The organism is Staphylococcus sp. HMSC067F07, from assembly GCF_001837405.1.
GTDB classification, from domain to species: domain Bacteria; phylum Bacillota; class Bacilli; order Staphylococcales; family Staphylococcaceae; genus Staphylococcus; species Staphylococcus capitis.
The window spans coordinates 773,982-790,950 of record NZ_KV832237.1; the positions used below are offsets into that span (position 1 = coordinate 773,982).

Consider the following 16,969-nt stretch of genomic DNA (forward strand, 5'->3'; position numbering starts at 1 on the left):
AAATTAATACCCTCACAAATATAGATTTATGAGGGCATAAGACTGTTTATTTAATTAAATATGTTTTGAATTACATAGACTCAGGTGCTGTAACGCCAACAAGTGTTAAAGCATTGTGTAATGTAATTCTTACTGCTTCAATCATAGCTACTAATGCTTTAGTCTTTTCAATATCATCAGTTAAAACTTTCTCGGCGTTATAGAATTTATGGAAAGCTGCAGCTAAATCTTGAATATAATTTGTTAAACGATGAGGCGCACGATGTTCTGCTGCGCTCTCAATTGTTGTTTCGAATTCAGCAACTTTCTTTAATAAGTCTATTGCTTTTTCATTAGTAATTGTATCGAAATTAGCATTTGTTGTGATATCAACACCTTGCTCTTTCGCTTGTCTTAGTATTGAACAAATACGTGCATGAGCATACTGAGCATAATAAATTGGGTTATCTTGTGATTGCTCCTTGGCAAGTTCAAGATCAAAATCAAAATGAGAGTCAGGACTACGCATTGTTAAGAAGTAACGCGCTGCATCAATGCCTACTTCATCCATAATTTCACGTAAAGTAATCGCATTGCCTGTACGTTTACTCATTTTCACTTCTTCACCATTTTGCATTAAACGCACCATTTGCATAATTTGAATTTCAAGACGATCACTATCTACACCAAATGTTTCAAGACTTGCTTTAAGACGATTTATATAACCGTGATGGTCAGCACCCATTAAATCAATTAAGATATCATTTCCACGAGTAATTTTGTTGTAATGGTATGCTGTATCAGGTGTAAAGTAAGTGTAGTTACCATCCTTTTTAATTAATACACGGTCTTTATCATCTTTAAAATCACTTGTACGTAACCATGTTGCACCATCAGCTTCATATGTGTAACCTAATTCTTTCATTTTAGCTAATGTGTTATCGATTGCACCATTTTCATATAAAGACGTTTCACTGAACCAGTTATCAAAATGTACATTAAAATCAGCTAAGTCTCTCTTTAACTTATCCATTTCATAATCTACACCTAATTGTCTAAATGTTTTTAGGCGTTCTTCATCTGAATAATCCTTGATTTCTGGATGCTTATTAGCCAAATCTTTACCAATTTCAATAATGTCTTTACCATTATATCCATCTTCTGGCATTTCATGGCTTGTATCACCTAGAGCTTCAAAATAACGTGTCTCTATTGAACGAGCTAAATTAGTAATTTGATTCCCTGCATCGTTAATATAGTATTCACGAGTGACATTGTACCCTGCGGCGATTAGAATATTGGCTAATGAATCACCTACAGCAGCATTTCTAGCATGACCAATGTGTAAATCACCAGTTGGATTTGCAGACACATATTCTAATAAAATGTTTGTATTTTTAGATTGATCTGCATAGCCAAATTGATCGCCTTTATTAATCGCTTCTGGAATAATTTGAGTAAGATATTGATTATCTAAATAAAAGTTAATAAAACCTGGGCCTGCAATATCAATTTCTTTAACGTGTGCTTTACTTGTATCAAGATTATCTACAATCGCTTGTGCTATTTCACGTGGATTACGTTTAGCAATTTTAGTTAATACCATCGCAATATTAGATGAGTAATCACCATTTTTAGTATCTTTAGGTATTTCAATTTTTATTTCGGGAATATCTTCAGCTAATCCCGCTTTTTTGATACTAGCTTCAATTTCTTCAATTAATGTCTGTTTCACTTGATCGATAATATTCATTCGCTTATCTCCTTATAATTTAGTTCGTATTGATAAGAACCCATCTTTTCTTCATTTTGATATAGTTCATAGTGAATTTTCAATTTCCCACCATTTGGCGTTACAAAGTGTAAAATACTCAGTGTTTTCACTGTTAAAGGTATCCGTCCTGCGGGTATATCATATAAAGTTGTCGTTTCTTCCCCTTCAACGAAATGTAGATTCATATTGATATCGCCTTTACGAATCAACTTAACTCCGCTATCTTCAATTTTTATTGTAACATTGACTTTTGCTTCTTCAATTTCTTCTGTATACCGGATAAATTCTGCTCGTCGTTTCTGCCAAGCACCTTTTGTAGTAAACTCAAATTTTTGTTTTTCATCATTCTGTTTCAAAACCTGTTTAGTTTGAATATTTATGTTTTTATCCAATTTACTACTCACCTTAATCTTTACAATAATACATGTAATTATAGCATAAAAACACTATCGCTTGTAGTACGCTCCTACTTTCTACGTATCGACTTATTTTGTCTAAAAATTAAAAAATCGTCTCCATATCTTATCGATATGAACACGATTTTACATAGGTTATCATTAGAATTACTTGTTGAATTCAACATCAACGATATCCATGATATATTTATCTCGAATAGAACAATACTTTTTGAAATATACGATGCCGAATACAATTGTTGCAATGATGAATACATATTTTTTCATCTAACTACCTCATATTTCATAATTTTTGATGTACATCATCCTTTATTATATCATCTTCTTTTAAAATTGGTCACAACTATTGAATAAATATATAGTTTCTCATATTTTACTCACCAGGAATAAATACATTTGCTTCACTATCATTTGGATAATAATAACCATTCGGAATGGATTGTAACTCAATTAAAGCGTTAAACGGTGCCTTAACATAAACACTCTTACTTCCTTCAGAATCCTCGTAAGTTGAATTACCATGTGTTTCAGATAATGGTTCTGCACCAGCACGTTTAACATTTTCTAATACGTCCTCAATATGATCGACCATTAATGAAATATGATTAAAGCCTAAATCTTCTAGTTTGAGTGGTTCTTTTTGATTATTACTTTCTATTTCAAACATTTCTATATTAGCTCCCTCACCAATCACTATCATTCTTTGACGAACGATTTTTGCTCCTTTTGAAAGAACTAACATGCGTTCAACTTCTTCTCCTTCACGAGGTTGGTCATTATATGAAAGAGCATCATACGCTATTTTAGCGTCAAACGCCTCTTTTAAGAACGTTGTTGCCTCCTCAATATCTAATACTGTTAAACCAATATGATTAATTCCCTTAATATGATTCATTGAACTTCTCCCTTTCATTATTTTAAAGATGTTTACCCTAAATTTTAGATTTAAATATTTCACATCACTAATTTTGAATAAAGCTATTTATTTTCATAAATTAAAATATTCTAAAAATTGTGCTACAATTTACATATAATAATTGCATTGCAACACTTTATTAAGAGTTTACATTTAATAGTAATTTATAATATTTAAATAAACGGAGGGAATGTTAGTGAAGACAGATGTGCTCTACGGCAAGTCTGAAATTAGTGTCAATGTACCTGATGATAGCACTATTATAGAACCTCAAAATATTGACGCTATTGAAGATTATAAAACAGCCATTAAAGACGTTTTAAGACATCCAACCAACTCAAAACCTCTTAAAGAAATGGTTAAAAGTGATGACATCGTATCTATAGTAATTAGTGATATCACTCGCCCGACACCAAACCATATTCTTGTACCTTTACTAATTGAGGAATTGAACCATGTGCCACTTGAAAATTTCGTAATTATTAATGGTACAGGAACACATCGTGACCAAACGCGCGATGAGCTTATTCAAATGTTAGGTGAAGATATTGTGGATACAGTTAAAATTGTCCATAACCACTGTACTGAAGCAGATAGTCTTATCAAAGTTGGGGAGAGTAAATATGGTTGTGATGCATATCTCAATAAAGACTATGTTGAGTCAGATTTCAAAATCGTCACTGGTTTCATTGAACCTCATTTCTTTGCAGGATTTTCAGGCGGTCCAAAAGGTATTATGCCAGGTATCGCTGGATTAGAAACTATTCAAACTTTCCATAATGCAAAGATGATTGGCGACCCTCGTTCTACATGGGGAAATTTAGAAGATAACCCTGTTCAGGATATGGCTAGAGAAGTGAACCGTATGTGTAAGCCAGACTTCATGTTAAATGTGGCTTTAAACAAAAGTAAGGAAATTACGGCTGCATTCGCTGGAGAAGTTTTTGAAGCACATAAAGAAGGATGTGCTTATGTTAAAGAACACGCGATGTTTAAATGCCATCAACGTTTTGATGTCGTCATCGCTTCTAATTCAGGTTATCCTTTAGATCAAAACTTGTATCAGACTGTTAAAGGTATGAGTGCTGCTAGTAAAATCGTCAAAGAAGACGGAAATATTATTATGGTCTCCGAATGTGCAGATGGCTTTCCAGATCATGGTAAATTTGCTGAAATCTTTAAAATGGCTGACACCCCTCAGGGAATTCTAGAGCTTATCCATGATCCTAATTTTAAAGAGATGGATCAATGGCAAGTTCAAAAACAAGCGAGCATTCAGACCTTTGCCAATGTTTATGTCTACTCAAAATTAACAGATCAACAATTGAAAGATTCAATGTTGAATCCAACTTCAAATATTGAACAAACGCTTCATGAGTTAGAAGAACAATATGGACGTAAATTATCAATTGGTGTCATGCCACAAGGACCACTAACCATTCCATATGTTGAAAATGAAGAATAATTTGGGAGGATGATGAGAATGACTGAATTATTAAATAAAGAAATGAAATTAAATCACTTACTTAAAGAAATGCAAAGTGTTGTCATTGCATATTCAGGTGGTGTAGATAGCAGTTTAGTACTTAAAAAAGCGATTGATGTTTTAGGTGTTAAAAATGTTAAACCTGTGGTTGTAAAATCAGAACTTTTCAGAAACGAAGAATTTAACCAAGCGATTGAATTAGGTCGAAGCCTAGGTGTAGAAGTATTAGAGACTGAAATGGCTGAACTTGAGGACGATAATATCGTTAAGAATACACCCGAAAGCTGGTATTTCAGTAAACGACTTCTTTATGGAAAACTTAATGAAATCAAAGAGGAATTCAACTTTAATTATATCTTAGATGGCATGATTATGGACGATCTCAAGGATTTCCGTCCAGGCTTAAAAGCTAGAGATGAATTTGGAGTACGTAGTGTACTTCAAGAAGCACATCTCTATAAATCAGAAATTAGAGAATTAAGTAAACAACATGATTTACCTGTATGGAATAAACCGGCTCTATGTAGTTTAGCTTCACGAATCCCTTATGGTGAAACGTTAAGCTTTGCTAAAGTAAACAAAGTCAACGAAGCAGAGAAATACATTCTACAATTAGGAATCAATCATGTCCGTGTACGCTACCACCATAATATCGCTCGTATCGAAGTGGTTGAAGATGATTTAGCTACTGTAATAAAAAATAGAGACAATATCACTTTACGCTTAAAAGAACTTGGTTTCGACTATGTCACTGTAGATTTAGAAGGATACAGAACAGGCAGTATGAACGAAGTCATTGATACAAAAGCAACTAATTTAGTACAAGGAAGTTAACACATGAGTAAAGATCCAAACTTTATAGTTGACTTACTTGAAGGTGTAAAATCAAATCAAATTTCTATAGATGAAGCTAAAGCCCAACTCACTCACTATGACGAATTGGGCTTTGCTAAAATTGATTTACATCGAGCAAAGCGACAAGGCTTTCCCGAAGTCATCTTCGGTGAAGGTAAAACTAAAGAACAAATTAATCAAATTATTGAAAGCCTTACTCATCACGACAATGTGATTTTAGTGACGCGTATTGATGAAACAAAGGCAAAGTTTGTACTCGAACATCACCCCTATCTTCAATATCACTCAGTAGCTAATATTGTGAGTACTCCGATAGAAGAAATTAAAAAATCACAAAATTATATTTCTATCCTTTGTGCTGGAACCTCGGACTTAGCAGTAGCCGAAGAAGCTGCTTTAACTGCGGAAGTAATGGGAATTCAAGTTAAACGCTTCTATGACGTTGGTGTGTCTGGCATTCATCGACTATTTAATCACATCCATGTGATACGCCAAGGTAAGGTATCCGTGGTCATTGCTGGAATGGAAGGAGCCTTGGCAAGTGTTGTAGGAGGACTTGTCGATCATCCCATCTATGCCGTCCCTACCAGCGTTGGCTATGGTGCAAATTTAGACGGCGTCACTACACTACTTTCCATGATTAACGCATGTGCACCTGGTACCAGTGTACTCAATATTGATAATGGCTTTGGTGGAGGATATAACGCTGGAATGATAGTGAAGATGATAGAAAATAACTAGAATGGAGCATCAATATGGCAAATGCAATTTACTTAGATTGTCATGCAGGCATAGCCGGTGACATGCTATTGTCAGCTTTAGTCGATTTAGGGGCTGACCCACATAAAATTGAAAGCGAACTTAAAACGTTACCATTAGATAATTTTGAACTTCATTTTCAGAAGAAGGTAAAACAAGGCATACATGCAATGACCTTAAACATTGATTTCGATGAACCACACCATCACCGTCACGCGTCAGATATCTTTAAAATGATTGATGACAGCGCACTTTCACCACGTGTTAAAGCTCGAAGTAAAAGTATATTTGAAGTGATTGGTCACGCAGAAGCTAAAATTCATGGTATGTCATTTAAAAACGTCCACTTTCATGAAGTGGGGGCAATGGACTCTATTATCGATATTATTGGTGGATGTATTGCTTTAGAATTATTAAATATTGACGAATTATATTGCTCGCCTATTCCTACAGGTAATGGCAAAATCAATATCGCCCATGGTATCTACCCCGTACCAGCACCTGCCACTGCTGAGATACTTAAAGACGTTCCATTAGCTAAATTTGATGTTCAAAGTGAGTTAACGACGCCAACTGGTGCGGCCTTTGCGAAAAGTTTAGTATCATCATTTGGCCCATTCCCATCTGCTACGATGAAAGAAATTGGGTATGGCGCAGGGAGTAAAGACTTTGACTTCCCTAATGTGTTAAGAGTTATTCAATTTGAAACTCAATCAAAAAAGCAAGATGACGTCCAAGTTATCGAATGCCAAATTGATGATATGTCACCTGAATCATTAGGACACTTCATGGATATAGCACTCGAACATGGTGCACTAGATATTTACTACACTCCAATATTTATGAAAAAAGGACGTCCAAGTACGCAATTAACCTTAATCTGTAAAACTGAGAACGCAGCTAAATTTGAAACTTTAATCTTACAAGAAACATCTTCTCTCGGAGTTCGTAGTTACGCAGTTCGTAGAAATATACTAGATCGAGAATTTAGAGACATTGATACCGACTACGGGAATATTTCTGTGAAATTCGCTTTGCAAGAGGGTGAAATTTTAAAAATGAAACCCGAATATGAAGATGTAAAACAAGTTGCTAAAAGATTTGAAAGACCATTTCATGTCATTCATAATGAAATTATAGAAGCTTTGTATCACACATATCAAATTGGTGAAGAATTAAAATAATTACTTTATAGAGGAGATAAGTGATGAATAGAGATGATTTAAAATCTACAATAGAAAAGCTTTATACTGATATTTTAATCAATCTTGATGTTAATAAAATTGATACGTACTTTGCCCCTTCTTATGTTCAAACCACAGATCATCAAACGTCTGATATTAATGAGTTCACAGATCATCTTAAGAAACTGAAAGAAGTTGTGGCTCGTCTTTCTATTGAAGAATTTAAAACCATGCTCATAGATGAGTCTCAAAACACGATTTTTTTACGCTATGATGTTCATGTAGAAAAGAAAAATGGAGATAAAGGTAAAGTAGAAGTTTATGCAGAATTTGTCTTTAATGAAGATGGTAAAGTCATCACATGCAAAGAATTAACATTGCCTTATAATGAAGAACTTAACGGAATTGGCAGTGTGAAATAATACTATAAGAGCCTTTAAATGAATTTAGCAAACATTCATTTAAAGGCTTAGATTTTATTCGGATATATTTATTACAAAATGAATATATTTTTAATAGTTATTCAAATGCTTGATATAATTCGTCGCTAGAATTATTCCACATGTCTTCGTTATGATCTTTTAAGAATTTTTTTAAGATTTTCTTATTTTCATCACCAATTTGATCGATAATAAATTGATGTTTCATAGATTTATCCATCATATTTACATGTTCAGGCATACTCTTATAGCCACGACGGATACTTCTATTCACTAATAAGTAACAAGCTGTGACACCTGCATAGTACGGTCCTTGTTCACTACGTTCTGTAGTCACCCAACACAACCAATATTCTTTAGCTTCGTCGCCTTCAACTTGCTCTTTATCATTAATCCATTTAACACCTTTTTCAACTTTTGCACGTGCATGCATCCCGCCAATATCAATAAAAGCTTCTTTATTTTCAACATCTATAAAAACAGGTGCAATATTATCTAAACTAATTGACCCGATATTCGTTCCTTTATGTCCATCTAGTGGGTCATTTTTTATAATATTAAAATTAAAACCTTTTTTCTCAGCCAAGTTAGATACCTCCCATTCTGAAAATCATTGATTCAATGATGATATTTTCAATCTTATCTAATAGGTACAATGAGTGTAAAGCTCTAATTAAGTTCATTCAATAAATTAATAATAGCACCTTTAATTTCAAGATTATCTATATTTAGAATCAGTTCCTTAGGATAATATAATTTATGGTCTTCACGATTAATACCAGTAATACTATTAATTACCATAGATTGATGACTTATTTCTGTAATAGAACCATTACTTCTTAATAAATGGATCGGTTTACGATTAGATCCAGGGCGATCGTAATCATAAGGTAAATCTGAGAAAGCTTCACTTACAAAGTAATAGTCAGGGTTGATACCACCTGCTTCAAATAATTCTTGTAATTCTGAAATAGTAATTATTGAACCATCAAACGGGATATATTTGAATAAATCTCTATTTATAAAACGACGTGACAAGTCACTGAGTATAGGATCATCTTCATTAATCCATTTTTTCAAGTAATATAGTACAACCGCTTCATCTAACTCAACATACTGTTCAATTGTCATTGTCCCTTCGAAGAATGGTACAAAGTCATGGGGATACATTCTAAATTCATAGCCTTCACTATAAAGTTGCTTCGCGCGTTGTAAACAATTATTTAGTAAAACTTCTCCCCCACGACTTACAGGGTGAAAATAGATTTGCCAATACATTTGGTAACGACTCATAATAAAATTCTCAACCGCGTGCATACCACTCTCTTTAATCAATACTTCATCTTTTGAAGGACGCATTAATCTTAAAATACGTTCCATATCAAACGAACCATAAGTCACACCTGTGAAATACGCATCACGTTGTAAGTAGTCCATACGATCAGCATCAATTTGAGAAGATATCATTGATATAATTAGTTTATTATCATGTGTTTTATTAATAACATCTGCAACTTCTTGTGGGAATGTTTCAGAAACGCGACTAAGCACTTCATTGACTTCCGTGTCTTCAGTGATTATAGCTTGAGTAAATGCTTCATGATCAGTATTAAATATCTTTTCAAAACTATGAGAGAAAGGGCCATGGCCTAAATCATGTAGCAACGCTGCGCACAGTGCAAGTGGACGGTCTGTATTATCCCAGGCCTCTCTACCTATAAAAGACTCGTCAATCATTCGACGAACGATTTCATATACACCTAATGAATGCCCAAAGCGACTATGTTCTGCAGTATGAAACGATAAATATAAGGTACCAAGTTGTTTGATACGTCTTAAACGTTGAAATTCTTTAGTTTTAATTAAATCCCAAATCAACTGATCTTTAACATGTATGTATCGATGAATAGGATCTTTAAATACCTTTTCTTCAGTTAGTTTACTTGTTGCATATGATGATAGTGCCATACTTCCCCTCCTTAGGAACACTAGAATGACGTTCATAGTGCTTTTTTGTTTGAGTATTACCCCGGAAATAATTTAACTCCATTAATAAACTAGTTTTGATGCATATCGTTTATGATATTAAAAGGTCTTTTTCATTAGAGCTAAGTCCATCGTCTCTCCATACATTTCAGGTTGATAAGAACGAACGATTTCAAAGCCATTTTCCTTATAATAATCAATACCATGGTTATTCTTATTATCTACTTCTAAATAAACGGTATCATATCTATCTTTAAATTGATTTAAACCTTCTTTAAGTAAACTTGTACCATAACCTTTATGTTGAGATTGTGGTCTCACATAATGTGCAGCGAGATATAATTCCTCGCCATAAATGAAATTTGCAAAACCTATAATCTCATCATCTTCTTCCGCCACTAAAAAGAGTTGTTCTTTTAATCTCTTCTTCAAATGAGTTTCATTATATGAAGCAGCCAACAATTCATTGACTGTAGAAGCTGCATAAATATTTAAATATGTATTATACCAAGCTTTAGTAGCAACATCTCTAATAGCTACTACATCATTCTCAGTTGCTTGTCTCACTCTATACATGTTACTTTCTCCCCTAACTATTACAAGCTATTAATAAAGGCATTATATCACATTTATGTTAACTTAATTCAATTTAAACATTTAAAAACCCTATATAAAAATTATTTTGAAACTATTAAAATCCAAACTGGAAAATTAATAAAATTTCGATAAATAGAATTAAACGAAACTACTAACTCACAAAAAATAAAAAACAACGAAAGATAACATTAAAATTTAAAATGTTTCTTCCGTTGAATTGTCATAATCTTATTTACCTAGTTCTTCATTCCATTCTCGTGCACGATCTAAAGCATATATATCTTTTTTAATATCTCCAGGCTTTTCAGCAGTTCCAATAATATAACCTTTCAACTCTCCGCCCAAAAACTCTACACTATATTTCATCTGAGTAATACATGGTTTAGCTTTGACTTTAGGACAATCGCCACCTACTAAAATTAATCGAAAATCCTTTATAGCCATCTTAGATTTGAAATCATGATAATCTTTGTCTTCCATAGTCTCAGACCAATGATCTATAAATGCCTTCAAAGAAGCCGAAATACTATACCAATATACTGGCGACGCAAATATCACTGTATCACTCTCTAATACTAAATCAATAAGTTGTTTATAATCGTCTTCATACGATTCAATATAGTAATCTTCATGTCTCACATCACGAACAGGATTAAATTGATATTGAGTGACATCCACCCAAGTGTAATCTAAACCATCTAAAGTATATCGGGTTAATTCTGCCGTATTCCCTTCAGGACGGCTCCCACCAAACAACACCGTAATCATTATTCATTTCCTCCAACTTTATACTGTGCATTTTTATGTATAGATATTATTTAACATACCCAAAATTTCTCAAATTATTTTGTCTAAACTTTAAAATTTATAATTACATTAAAAAAGCGATACTCAACGTCATATGTTGGTATCGCTCTTAAACTTCCCAATTATTAATTTTCAATCGGGAATAATTGATCAATTTTATTAATTTCATCTTGAGTTAATTCAATATTTGCAGCATCAATATTTTCTACAACTTGTTCAGCGCGTTTAGCACCTGGAATTACAACGTCTAATGATGGACGTGTTAAGTAGAATGCTAGTACGACATTAGCAATTGATGTGTTGTGCGCTTCCGCTATATCCGTTAATTCCTTAACACGGCGTACATTATCATTGAACACTTCAGGTTGGAAATCACGACGTGTTGCACGATGATCGTCAAATGTTTGGTCTTCATCATATTTACCTGCTAAAATTCCAGAAGCTAATGGGAAGTATGGTACAAATGTAATATTATTTTCCGCTGCATATGCCATTACTTCTTCATTTTCACGATGTAATAAATTATATTCTAATTGTACGACATCGACATATCCATCTTTATTTGCTTCTTTCAATTGTTCTAATGAGAAGTTAGACACACCTATTGCTTTTATTTTACCTTCATCTTTTAATTCTTTTAACGCTGCAACAGCTTTATCTTTTGGCGTCTCTTCATCAGGAAAATGAATATAATATAAATCAATATAATCTACTTGGAGACGTTTTAAACTATTCTCAACTTGTTGCTTTAGATATTCTGGGTCATTATTTTGTACCACTTCATCATTATCTTTAATAACATGTGACCCTTTAGTTGCGATTTGTACTTGTTCACGTGGATATTCTTGTACAACTTGTCCAACGAGTTCTTCAGAACGTTCAGGTCCATAAATATAAGCTGTATCTAATAAAGTGATACCATTATCAATTGCTTTACGTACAACGTCTTTACCTTGTTCTTCATCTAAATTCGGATATAAATTATGTCCACCTACTGCATTAGTTCCAAGTGCAATTGGGAAGACTTTAACATCTGATTTACCTAATTGTACTTTATTAGCCATTGAAGTCATCTCCTTCATTACTATTACTGTTTTTTTATTTCATTTTCAAAAAATGAACTTACAAATTACATTTACCCTTCTTATAGTATATAAAATCACGAAAAATTTTTGACGAAGTCATAAAGATTGACTATTGATACTTATTGCAGTTAAATGTAACTAAAGAAGTTACATTTAAGGTGGGTAGATATGAATTTAGAATTCAACATTGCGGTACATGTGTTAAGCTTTCTTACTAAGCACAAAAACGAAAAATTTAATAGTAAGGAATTGGCGGAATTAACTTGTCTTAATCCCGTTCAGTTAAGACGTGTCGTGGCTAACTTAAGCGACCAGCAACTTATCACTACAGTACGTGGTAAAGATGGCGGATACAAAGCTAATCAATATACCTCTACAGTGAATTTAGCTGAGTTATATCAACAATTCGTTCTCACTAAAGATAATAATCAACGCGTTTACACTGGAGACCGCAACAGTCACTGTGACATTTCTAAACATATTGCACAGATAATGGCTCGATATCGTGATGAAGAAATTCAACTCATTTTAAATTTCTATCGTAACAAAACAATTCAAGATGTCTTAAACGACATTTTGCAGGAGGTAAACCAAATATGACATCTTATGACCTTATCATCATTGGATTTGGTAAAGCAGGTAAAACTTTAGCATCTTTCGCAGCCGGACAAGGACAGCACGTCGCACTTATAGAACAATCATCTAAAATGTATGGCGGTACATGTATAAATATTGGATGTATTCCTTCTAAAACATTAGTGCATGACGGTATCGAAGGAGCATCTTTCGATGAAGCATTTTCAAGAAAAAATGAAGTAGTGAATGCATTAAATAAAAAGAATTATAACAATTTAGCATCAAAAGACAATATAGATATATTAGATTATAAAGCGTCTTTTGTTTCTAATAATGAAATTGCGTTATTGGATCATGCAGGTAATGTAAAAGATAAAATCACAGGGAACAAAATCGTCATTAATACTGGAGCTCAAGCAAATATACCAAAAATTGAGGGTATAAAAACTACTAAAAATATATATGATTCAACTGGATTATTAAATATTAATTTCCAACCTAAAGACTTAGTCATTGTGGGTGGTGGATATATTGCACTCGAATTTGCTTCAATGTTTAGTAATTTAGGAACACATGTGACCATATTAGAACATGGTGATGTGATAATGCCTCGTGAGGACCGAGAGGTGGCTGACCTAGCACTTCAAGATTTGCAAGACAAAGGGATTTCAGTTCATACAAACGTTGAAACAACTGCATTTTCTAATGAAGGCGACTCAACAATCGTTCATACCAATCATGGTAAATTCAAAGCTGATGCAGTGTTACTAGCAACTGGACGTAAACCTAACATCGATGGACTAGGTCTAGAGAATACTGACGTAAAAATCGGTCAACGTGGTGAAATACAGGTGAATTCCCAACTTCAAACTTCAGTTAAACATATCTATGCAGCTGGGGATGTTAAAGGTGGCTTACAATTCACTTACATTTCTCTTGATGACTTTAGAATTCTTCGTTCCCAACTCTTTGGAGATGGATCGCGAACAACTGAGAATAGAGGCAACATTCCTTATACAGTATTTATCGATCCACCTCTATCAAGAGTTGGTCTCACTGCTGCTGAAGCAGAAGCACAAGGTTTTAATTTCCTGGAAAATAAAATCTACGTAAATACAATACCTCGACATAAAATTAATAACGATTCAAGAGGTATTTTCAAAGTTGTACTAAATAAAGATAATGGCGAAATATTAGGTGCAAGTTTATATGGAAAAGAATCAGAAGAATTGATTAATCTCATCAAATTAGTGATAGATCAGCACATCCCATACACAGTACTAAGTGAAAATATCTATACACACCCAACTATGGCCGAATCATTCAACGATTTGTTTTTAGAACCACTTTGATTTTTAATCATTAGTGGTTCTTATACAGTAGATCCCTATCTACTGTGTTCCTATTAACACTTTGATTTTTAATCATTAGTGGTTCTTATGCAGTAAATCCCTATCTACTGTATTAAAACTCTCACTTTGGATTTTATCAAAAAAAGGAACTGCGCTACGTCAGTTCCTTTTTTTAGTATTTATCTATTTAGCCGCTTTACGTTTTTCTAGTTTCTCTTTAAGTTTGCGGTCTTGCTCTTCTTTACGGCGTTTGCGTTCTTCATTACGTTTTCTTAAACGCTCTTCTTCCTCAGGATCACGTGGTTTCTTCAATTGTTTAATGACCTTCTCCATTAACTCTTCTTCAGTTAAAGCAGCAAGTGGGCGATTATTAACGAATGCAAAGGTCTTACGTCTTCCCGGACCACAGTATGACTGACAGCCAATCTCAATTTCCGCTTCAGGATCTAATTTTTCTAATTTCTTTTTCAACGTTTTAATATTAACTGCCTGACATTCATCGCAAATCAGAAATTTATTCTGCATCTTGCTACCCACCTTTCTATTATTAAATCAGCTCATATCAAAATCATTTCTCTATATAACTCTAATTATTTTACTCTTTTTGCTATAAATTTCAAGTTGATTTAATCGATAATATACACCATATAAAAAAACAACCTTTAATAAAGGCTGTTTTTATTACTGTCCATGATAAATCCTAAATTTTAATGGTTTAATCCCTTGCGCTATCCATTCATCATAAATTAACTGTTTATCAATAATAGTGTTAATAATTGTTATACCACAATCACCGCCACCAGCGCCAGATGTTTTAGATGCGCCACCGTGTTTCTCACCAATGTCACATAATTTCTTAAGTTTATCTGTTTCTATATCAACTGTTGCTTCAACATCCATTGATTGAATAACACGACGATTTTGTCGTATCATCTTTTGAACGCCTTTAATATTATTAGTCTTAAACGCTTGAATTAAACTTTCTACACAATCATGTGATCGATCTAAAAATTCACCGTAGAAACTTGGGTCAGATTTTAGACGTTTTACTTCACTAACCAAATGCGGTGATGATGCAGGAGAACCTGTCCATCCAATTAAAACTTCCATATTTTCTGGTGCCTGTAATGGTTCAATATGAAGTCCTGGCCAGTTTTTTTCTAATACGTCATTTACAGATGTTTCTTCCATCTGTTGCTTAACCCAATCATGATCGAATGTACTATAAGCAAGCCAACCGCTGTATACACTCACTGCTATATCTCCACAAGAACTCAAACTTTGTAATTTCATATTAGCTATAACTGCTAATTTATAGATATACAAATTCGAAAGTTGCATGTCATAAAACTCATTCAATACTTTAACAACTGAAACTAAAACAGCAGCACTTGATCCTAAGCCATACTTCTGGCCAGAATCATCAGCTAAATTACTATCAATCGTTAAGTGGAAATGTTTAAGTTTGATATTGCAACTGCGTGCATATTGTTCAAATACCTCGATAGCAGTAACTACATACTTCAATTGCTTAGCAGCTTGCACATCAGATATTTCAATTTTATCTTCATTACGATCAAATTTTACAGGTTCGTAATGTAATGTTTTGGAATGAATACTTCCCTCAACTTCATTAGAGGCTTCTATTGTTGCTGTAACAAATCTGTCTACTGCAATAAGGACAGATTTATAGCCTGGTTCTGTTACAGCATATTCACCTGCGACATAAAGTTTTCCGGGTGCTTTGACCTGTATCATTCTATCTCTTCCTTACTTAATAATTTCAACGCCAGTACTAATAATATCACTTACAATAATTTGCGATTCATCAAATTCTTTTAAAAATTGTTCAACGACAGCTTGTTTATTTTTCTTTTCAACTAACACTTTAACATTTGGTCCTGCGTCCATGGTGAAATAACTAGGCAAGCCAGCTTCACGACACTGATGGACGACAGCCATCGCATCGTAACTTTCTTGAACCAAATATGTAAATGGCGGTTGTGCACCTAAATTTGTAGCATGCATTCTTAAACCATTTGCTTCTATAACTTCACCTAAATGTTTGAAATCTTTATTTTTTATTGCTTCTTTTGTCTCAGCTAAATCTTGATCAACATGGTCAAGCCAATATTGATAGAAACGAGATGTTTCTCTTGTTAAAGACATCCCTGAACGACTTGAGACTTTTTTCGATTGGTTATTGATTACTACAAAAATCATAGAAAGATCTTTTTCCCAATCATTAGCATCAATAGCATGAGCATAAGAAGTCGCATCATCCTGACCTTTTTCCCATTCAGCAAAGCCTCCGTAGATACTTCTTGAAGCTGAACCAGAACCTCGACGTGCTAATCTAGATAAATCCTTGCTTGATAAACCTAATTGAAGTGCTTCATTACAAGCAGCTGCTAATGCAGCGTATGCACTAGCCGATGAAGCTAATCCAGCCGCTGTAGGAACAAAATTATTGCTTTCAATTTTAGCATGTAAATCTGTGGCAGCAACATCTCTCACGATATCCATATATTTTTGGATTTTAGTTGTTTCTTTAGCATCAACTTCTTCCCCGTTTAGAATAAGTTGGTCTTCAGTTAGTGACGCGTCAAACGTTACTTGTGTTTCAGTATAAAAACGTTCTAGCGTGACAGATAAACTATTATTCATCGGAATAATATATGATTCATCAGCTTTACCCCAGTATTTGATTAACGCAATATTTGTGTGCGCACGTGCTTTGCCACTTTTCATCAATGG

General features: G+C 33.7%; 18 protein-coding genes. 7 read left to right on the forward strand and 11 right to left on the reverse strand.

The window, feature by feature from the left end; translation table 11 throughout:
• Window positions 1-70 precede the first annotated feature (70 nt).
• The 3 genes from argS to HMPREF2706_RS10695 all read right to left on the reverse strand — a co-directional run bounded on the left by argS (window position 71) and on the right by HMPREF2706_RS10695 (window position 3,064).
• Window positions 71-1,732 (reverse strand): arginine--tRNA ligase, encoded by a 1,662-nt coding sequence (argS, locus tag HMPREF2706_RS10685; RefSeq protein WP_030063490.1) that lies wholly within the window; start codon window positions 1,730-1,732, stop codon window positions 71-73.
• Complete coding sequence (locus tag HMPREF2706_RS10690; protein WP_002433342.1) at window positions 1,729-2,145, reverse strand: YwiB family protein; 417 nt, start codon at window positions 2,143-2,145, stop codon at window positions 1,729-1,731. The genes argS and HMPREF2706_RS10690 overlap by 4 nt, the downstream gene beginning before the upstream one ends.
• Window positions 2,146-2,542: 397 nt before the next feature.
• Entirely contained in the window at window positions 2,543-3,064 is a 522-nt protein-coding gene (locus tag HMPREF2706_RS10695; RefSeq protein ID WP_049428843.1) for a VOC family protein, read from the reverse strand.
• Between the two features lie 217 nt (window positions 3,065-3,281).
• On the opposite strand from HMPREF2706_RS10695, the gene larA reads away from it, so the two are divergent.
• From larA to HMPREF2706_RS10720, 5 genes are read left to right on the forward strand one after another with little or no spacing between them, the layout of a single operon-like run.
• Window positions 3,282-4,550, forward strand: coding sequence for a nickel-dependent lactate racemase (larA, locus tag HMPREF2706_RS10700; protein WP_064212337.1), 1,269 nt, complete (start codon window positions 3,282-3,284; stop codon window positions 4,548-4,550).
• Window positions 4,551-4,568: 18 nt separating this feature from the next.
• Window positions 4,569-5,405: an ATP-dependent sacrificial sulfur transferase LarE gene (gene larE / locus HMPREF2706_RS10705; RefSeq protein ID WP_023350735.1), complete on the forward strand. Its 837-nt coding sequence runs from the start codon at window positions 4,569-4,571 to the stop codon at window positions 5,403-5,405.
• A gap of 3 nt (window positions 5,406-5,408) precedes the next feature.
• The gene (gene larB, locus HMPREF2706_RS10710; protein ID WP_049428848.1) at window positions 5,409-6,167 is read left to right on the forward strand and encodes a nickel pincer cofactor biosynthesis protein LarB; all 759 of its coding nucleotides are present in this window, start codon (window positions 5,409-5,411) and stop codon (window positions 6,165-6,167) included.
• 14 nt (window positions 6,168-6,181) lie between these two features.
• The gene (larC, locus tag HMPREF2706_RS10715; protein ID WP_030063500.1) at window positions 6,182-7,369 is read left to right on the forward strand and encodes a nickel pincer cofactor biosynthesis protein LarC; all 1,188 of its coding nucleotides are present in this window, start codon (window positions 6,182-6,184) and stop codon (window positions 7,367-7,369) included.
• A 23-nt stretch (window positions 7,370-7,392) separates the two neighbouring features.
• On the forward strand, window positions 7,393-7,791 hold the full coding sequence (locus HMPREF2706_RS10720; protein ID WP_002433151.1) for a nuclear transport factor 2 family protein: 399 nt from the start codon (window positions 7,393-7,395) through the stop codon (window positions 7,789-7,791).
• A 97-nt stretch (window positions 7,792-7,888) separates the two neighbouring features.
• On the opposite strand, the gene HMPREF2706_RS10725 is transcribed toward HMPREF2706_RS10720, so the two are convergent.
• The 5 genes from HMPREF2706_RS10725 to HMPREF2706_RS10745 form a co-directional block, all read right to left on the reverse strand.
• Window positions 7,889-8,395, reverse strand: coding sequence for a YwhD family protein (locus tag HMPREF2706_RS10725; RefSeq protein ID WP_023350739.1), 507 nt, complete (start codon window positions 8,393-8,395; stop codon window positions 7,889-7,891).
• Between the two features lie 83 nt (window positions 8,396-8,478).
• The gene (locus HMPREF2706_RS10730) at window positions 8,479-9,777 is read right to left on the reverse strand and encodes an HD domain-containing protein (protein WP_002452531.1); all 1,299 of its coding nucleotides are present in this window, start codon (window positions 9,775-9,777) and stop codon (window positions 8,479-8,481) included.
• A 117-nt stretch (window positions 9,778-9,894) separates the two neighbouring features.
• Window positions 9,895-10,371: a GNAT family N-acetyltransferase gene (locus HMPREF2706_RS10735; RefSeq protein WP_002433199.1), complete on the reverse strand. Its 477-nt coding sequence runs from the start codon at window positions 10,369-10,371 to the stop codon at window positions 9,895-9,897.
• A 249-nt stretch (window positions 10,372-10,620) separates the two neighbouring features.
• Window positions 10,621-11,160, reverse strand: coding sequence for a flavodoxin family protein (locus tag HMPREF2706_RS10740; protein ID WP_030063502.1), 540 nt, complete (start codon window positions 11,158-11,160; stop codon window positions 10,621-10,623).
• A gap of 164 nt (window positions 11,161-11,324) precedes the next feature.
• On the reverse strand, window positions 11,325-12,263 hold the full coding sequence (locus HMPREF2706_RS10745; protein WP_030063504.1) for an aldo/keto reductase: 939 nt from the start codon (window positions 12,261-12,263) through the stop codon (window positions 11,325-11,327).
• 189 nt (window positions 12,264-12,452) lie between these two features.
• Between HMPREF2706_RS10745 and hypR the strand changes: the two genes are divergently transcribed.
• On the forward strand, window positions 12,453-12,884 hold the full coding sequence (hypR, locus tag HMPREF2706_RS10750; RefSeq protein ID WP_030063506.1) for a redox-sensitive transcriptional regulator HypR: 432 nt from the start codon (window positions 12,453-12,455) through the stop codon (window positions 12,882-12,884).
• A complete protein-coding gene (gene merA / locus HMPREF2706_RS10755; RefSeq protein ID WP_070862371.1) occupies window positions 12,881-14,212 on the forward strand; it encodes a hypothiocyanous acid reductase MerA in 1,332 nt (443 codons plus the stop codon). The genes hypR and merA overlap by 4 nt, the downstream gene beginning before the upstream one ends.
• A 183-nt stretch (window positions 14,213-14,395) precedes the next feature.
• Here merA and HMPREF2706_RS10760 read toward each other — a convergent pair whose 3' ends face one another.
• The 3 genes from HMPREF2706_RS10760 to mvaD form a co-directional block, all read right to left on the reverse strand.
• The gene (locus HMPREF2706_RS10760) at window positions 14,396-14,737 is read right to left on the reverse strand and encodes a YuzB family protein (protein ID WP_002433135.1); all 342 of its coding nucleotides are present in this window, start codon (window positions 14,735-14,737) and stop codon (window positions 14,396-14,398) included.
• 156 nt (window positions 14,738-14,893) lie between these two features.
• On the reverse strand, window positions 14,894-15,970 hold the full coding sequence (locus HMPREF2706_RS10765) for a phosphomevalonate kinase (RefSeq protein ID WP_002433171.1): 1,077 nt from the start codon (window positions 15,968-15,970) through the stop codon (window positions 14,894-14,896).
• A 12-nt stretch (window positions 15,971-15,982) separates the two neighbouring features.
• Window positions 15,983-16,966: a diphosphomevalonate decarboxylase gene (mvaD, locus tag HMPREF2706_RS10770; protein ID WP_070862372.1), complete on the reverse strand. Its 984-nt coding sequence runs from the start codon at window positions 16,964-16,966 to the stop codon at window positions 15,983-15,985.
• Window positions 16,967-16,969: the final 3 nt, after the last annotated feature.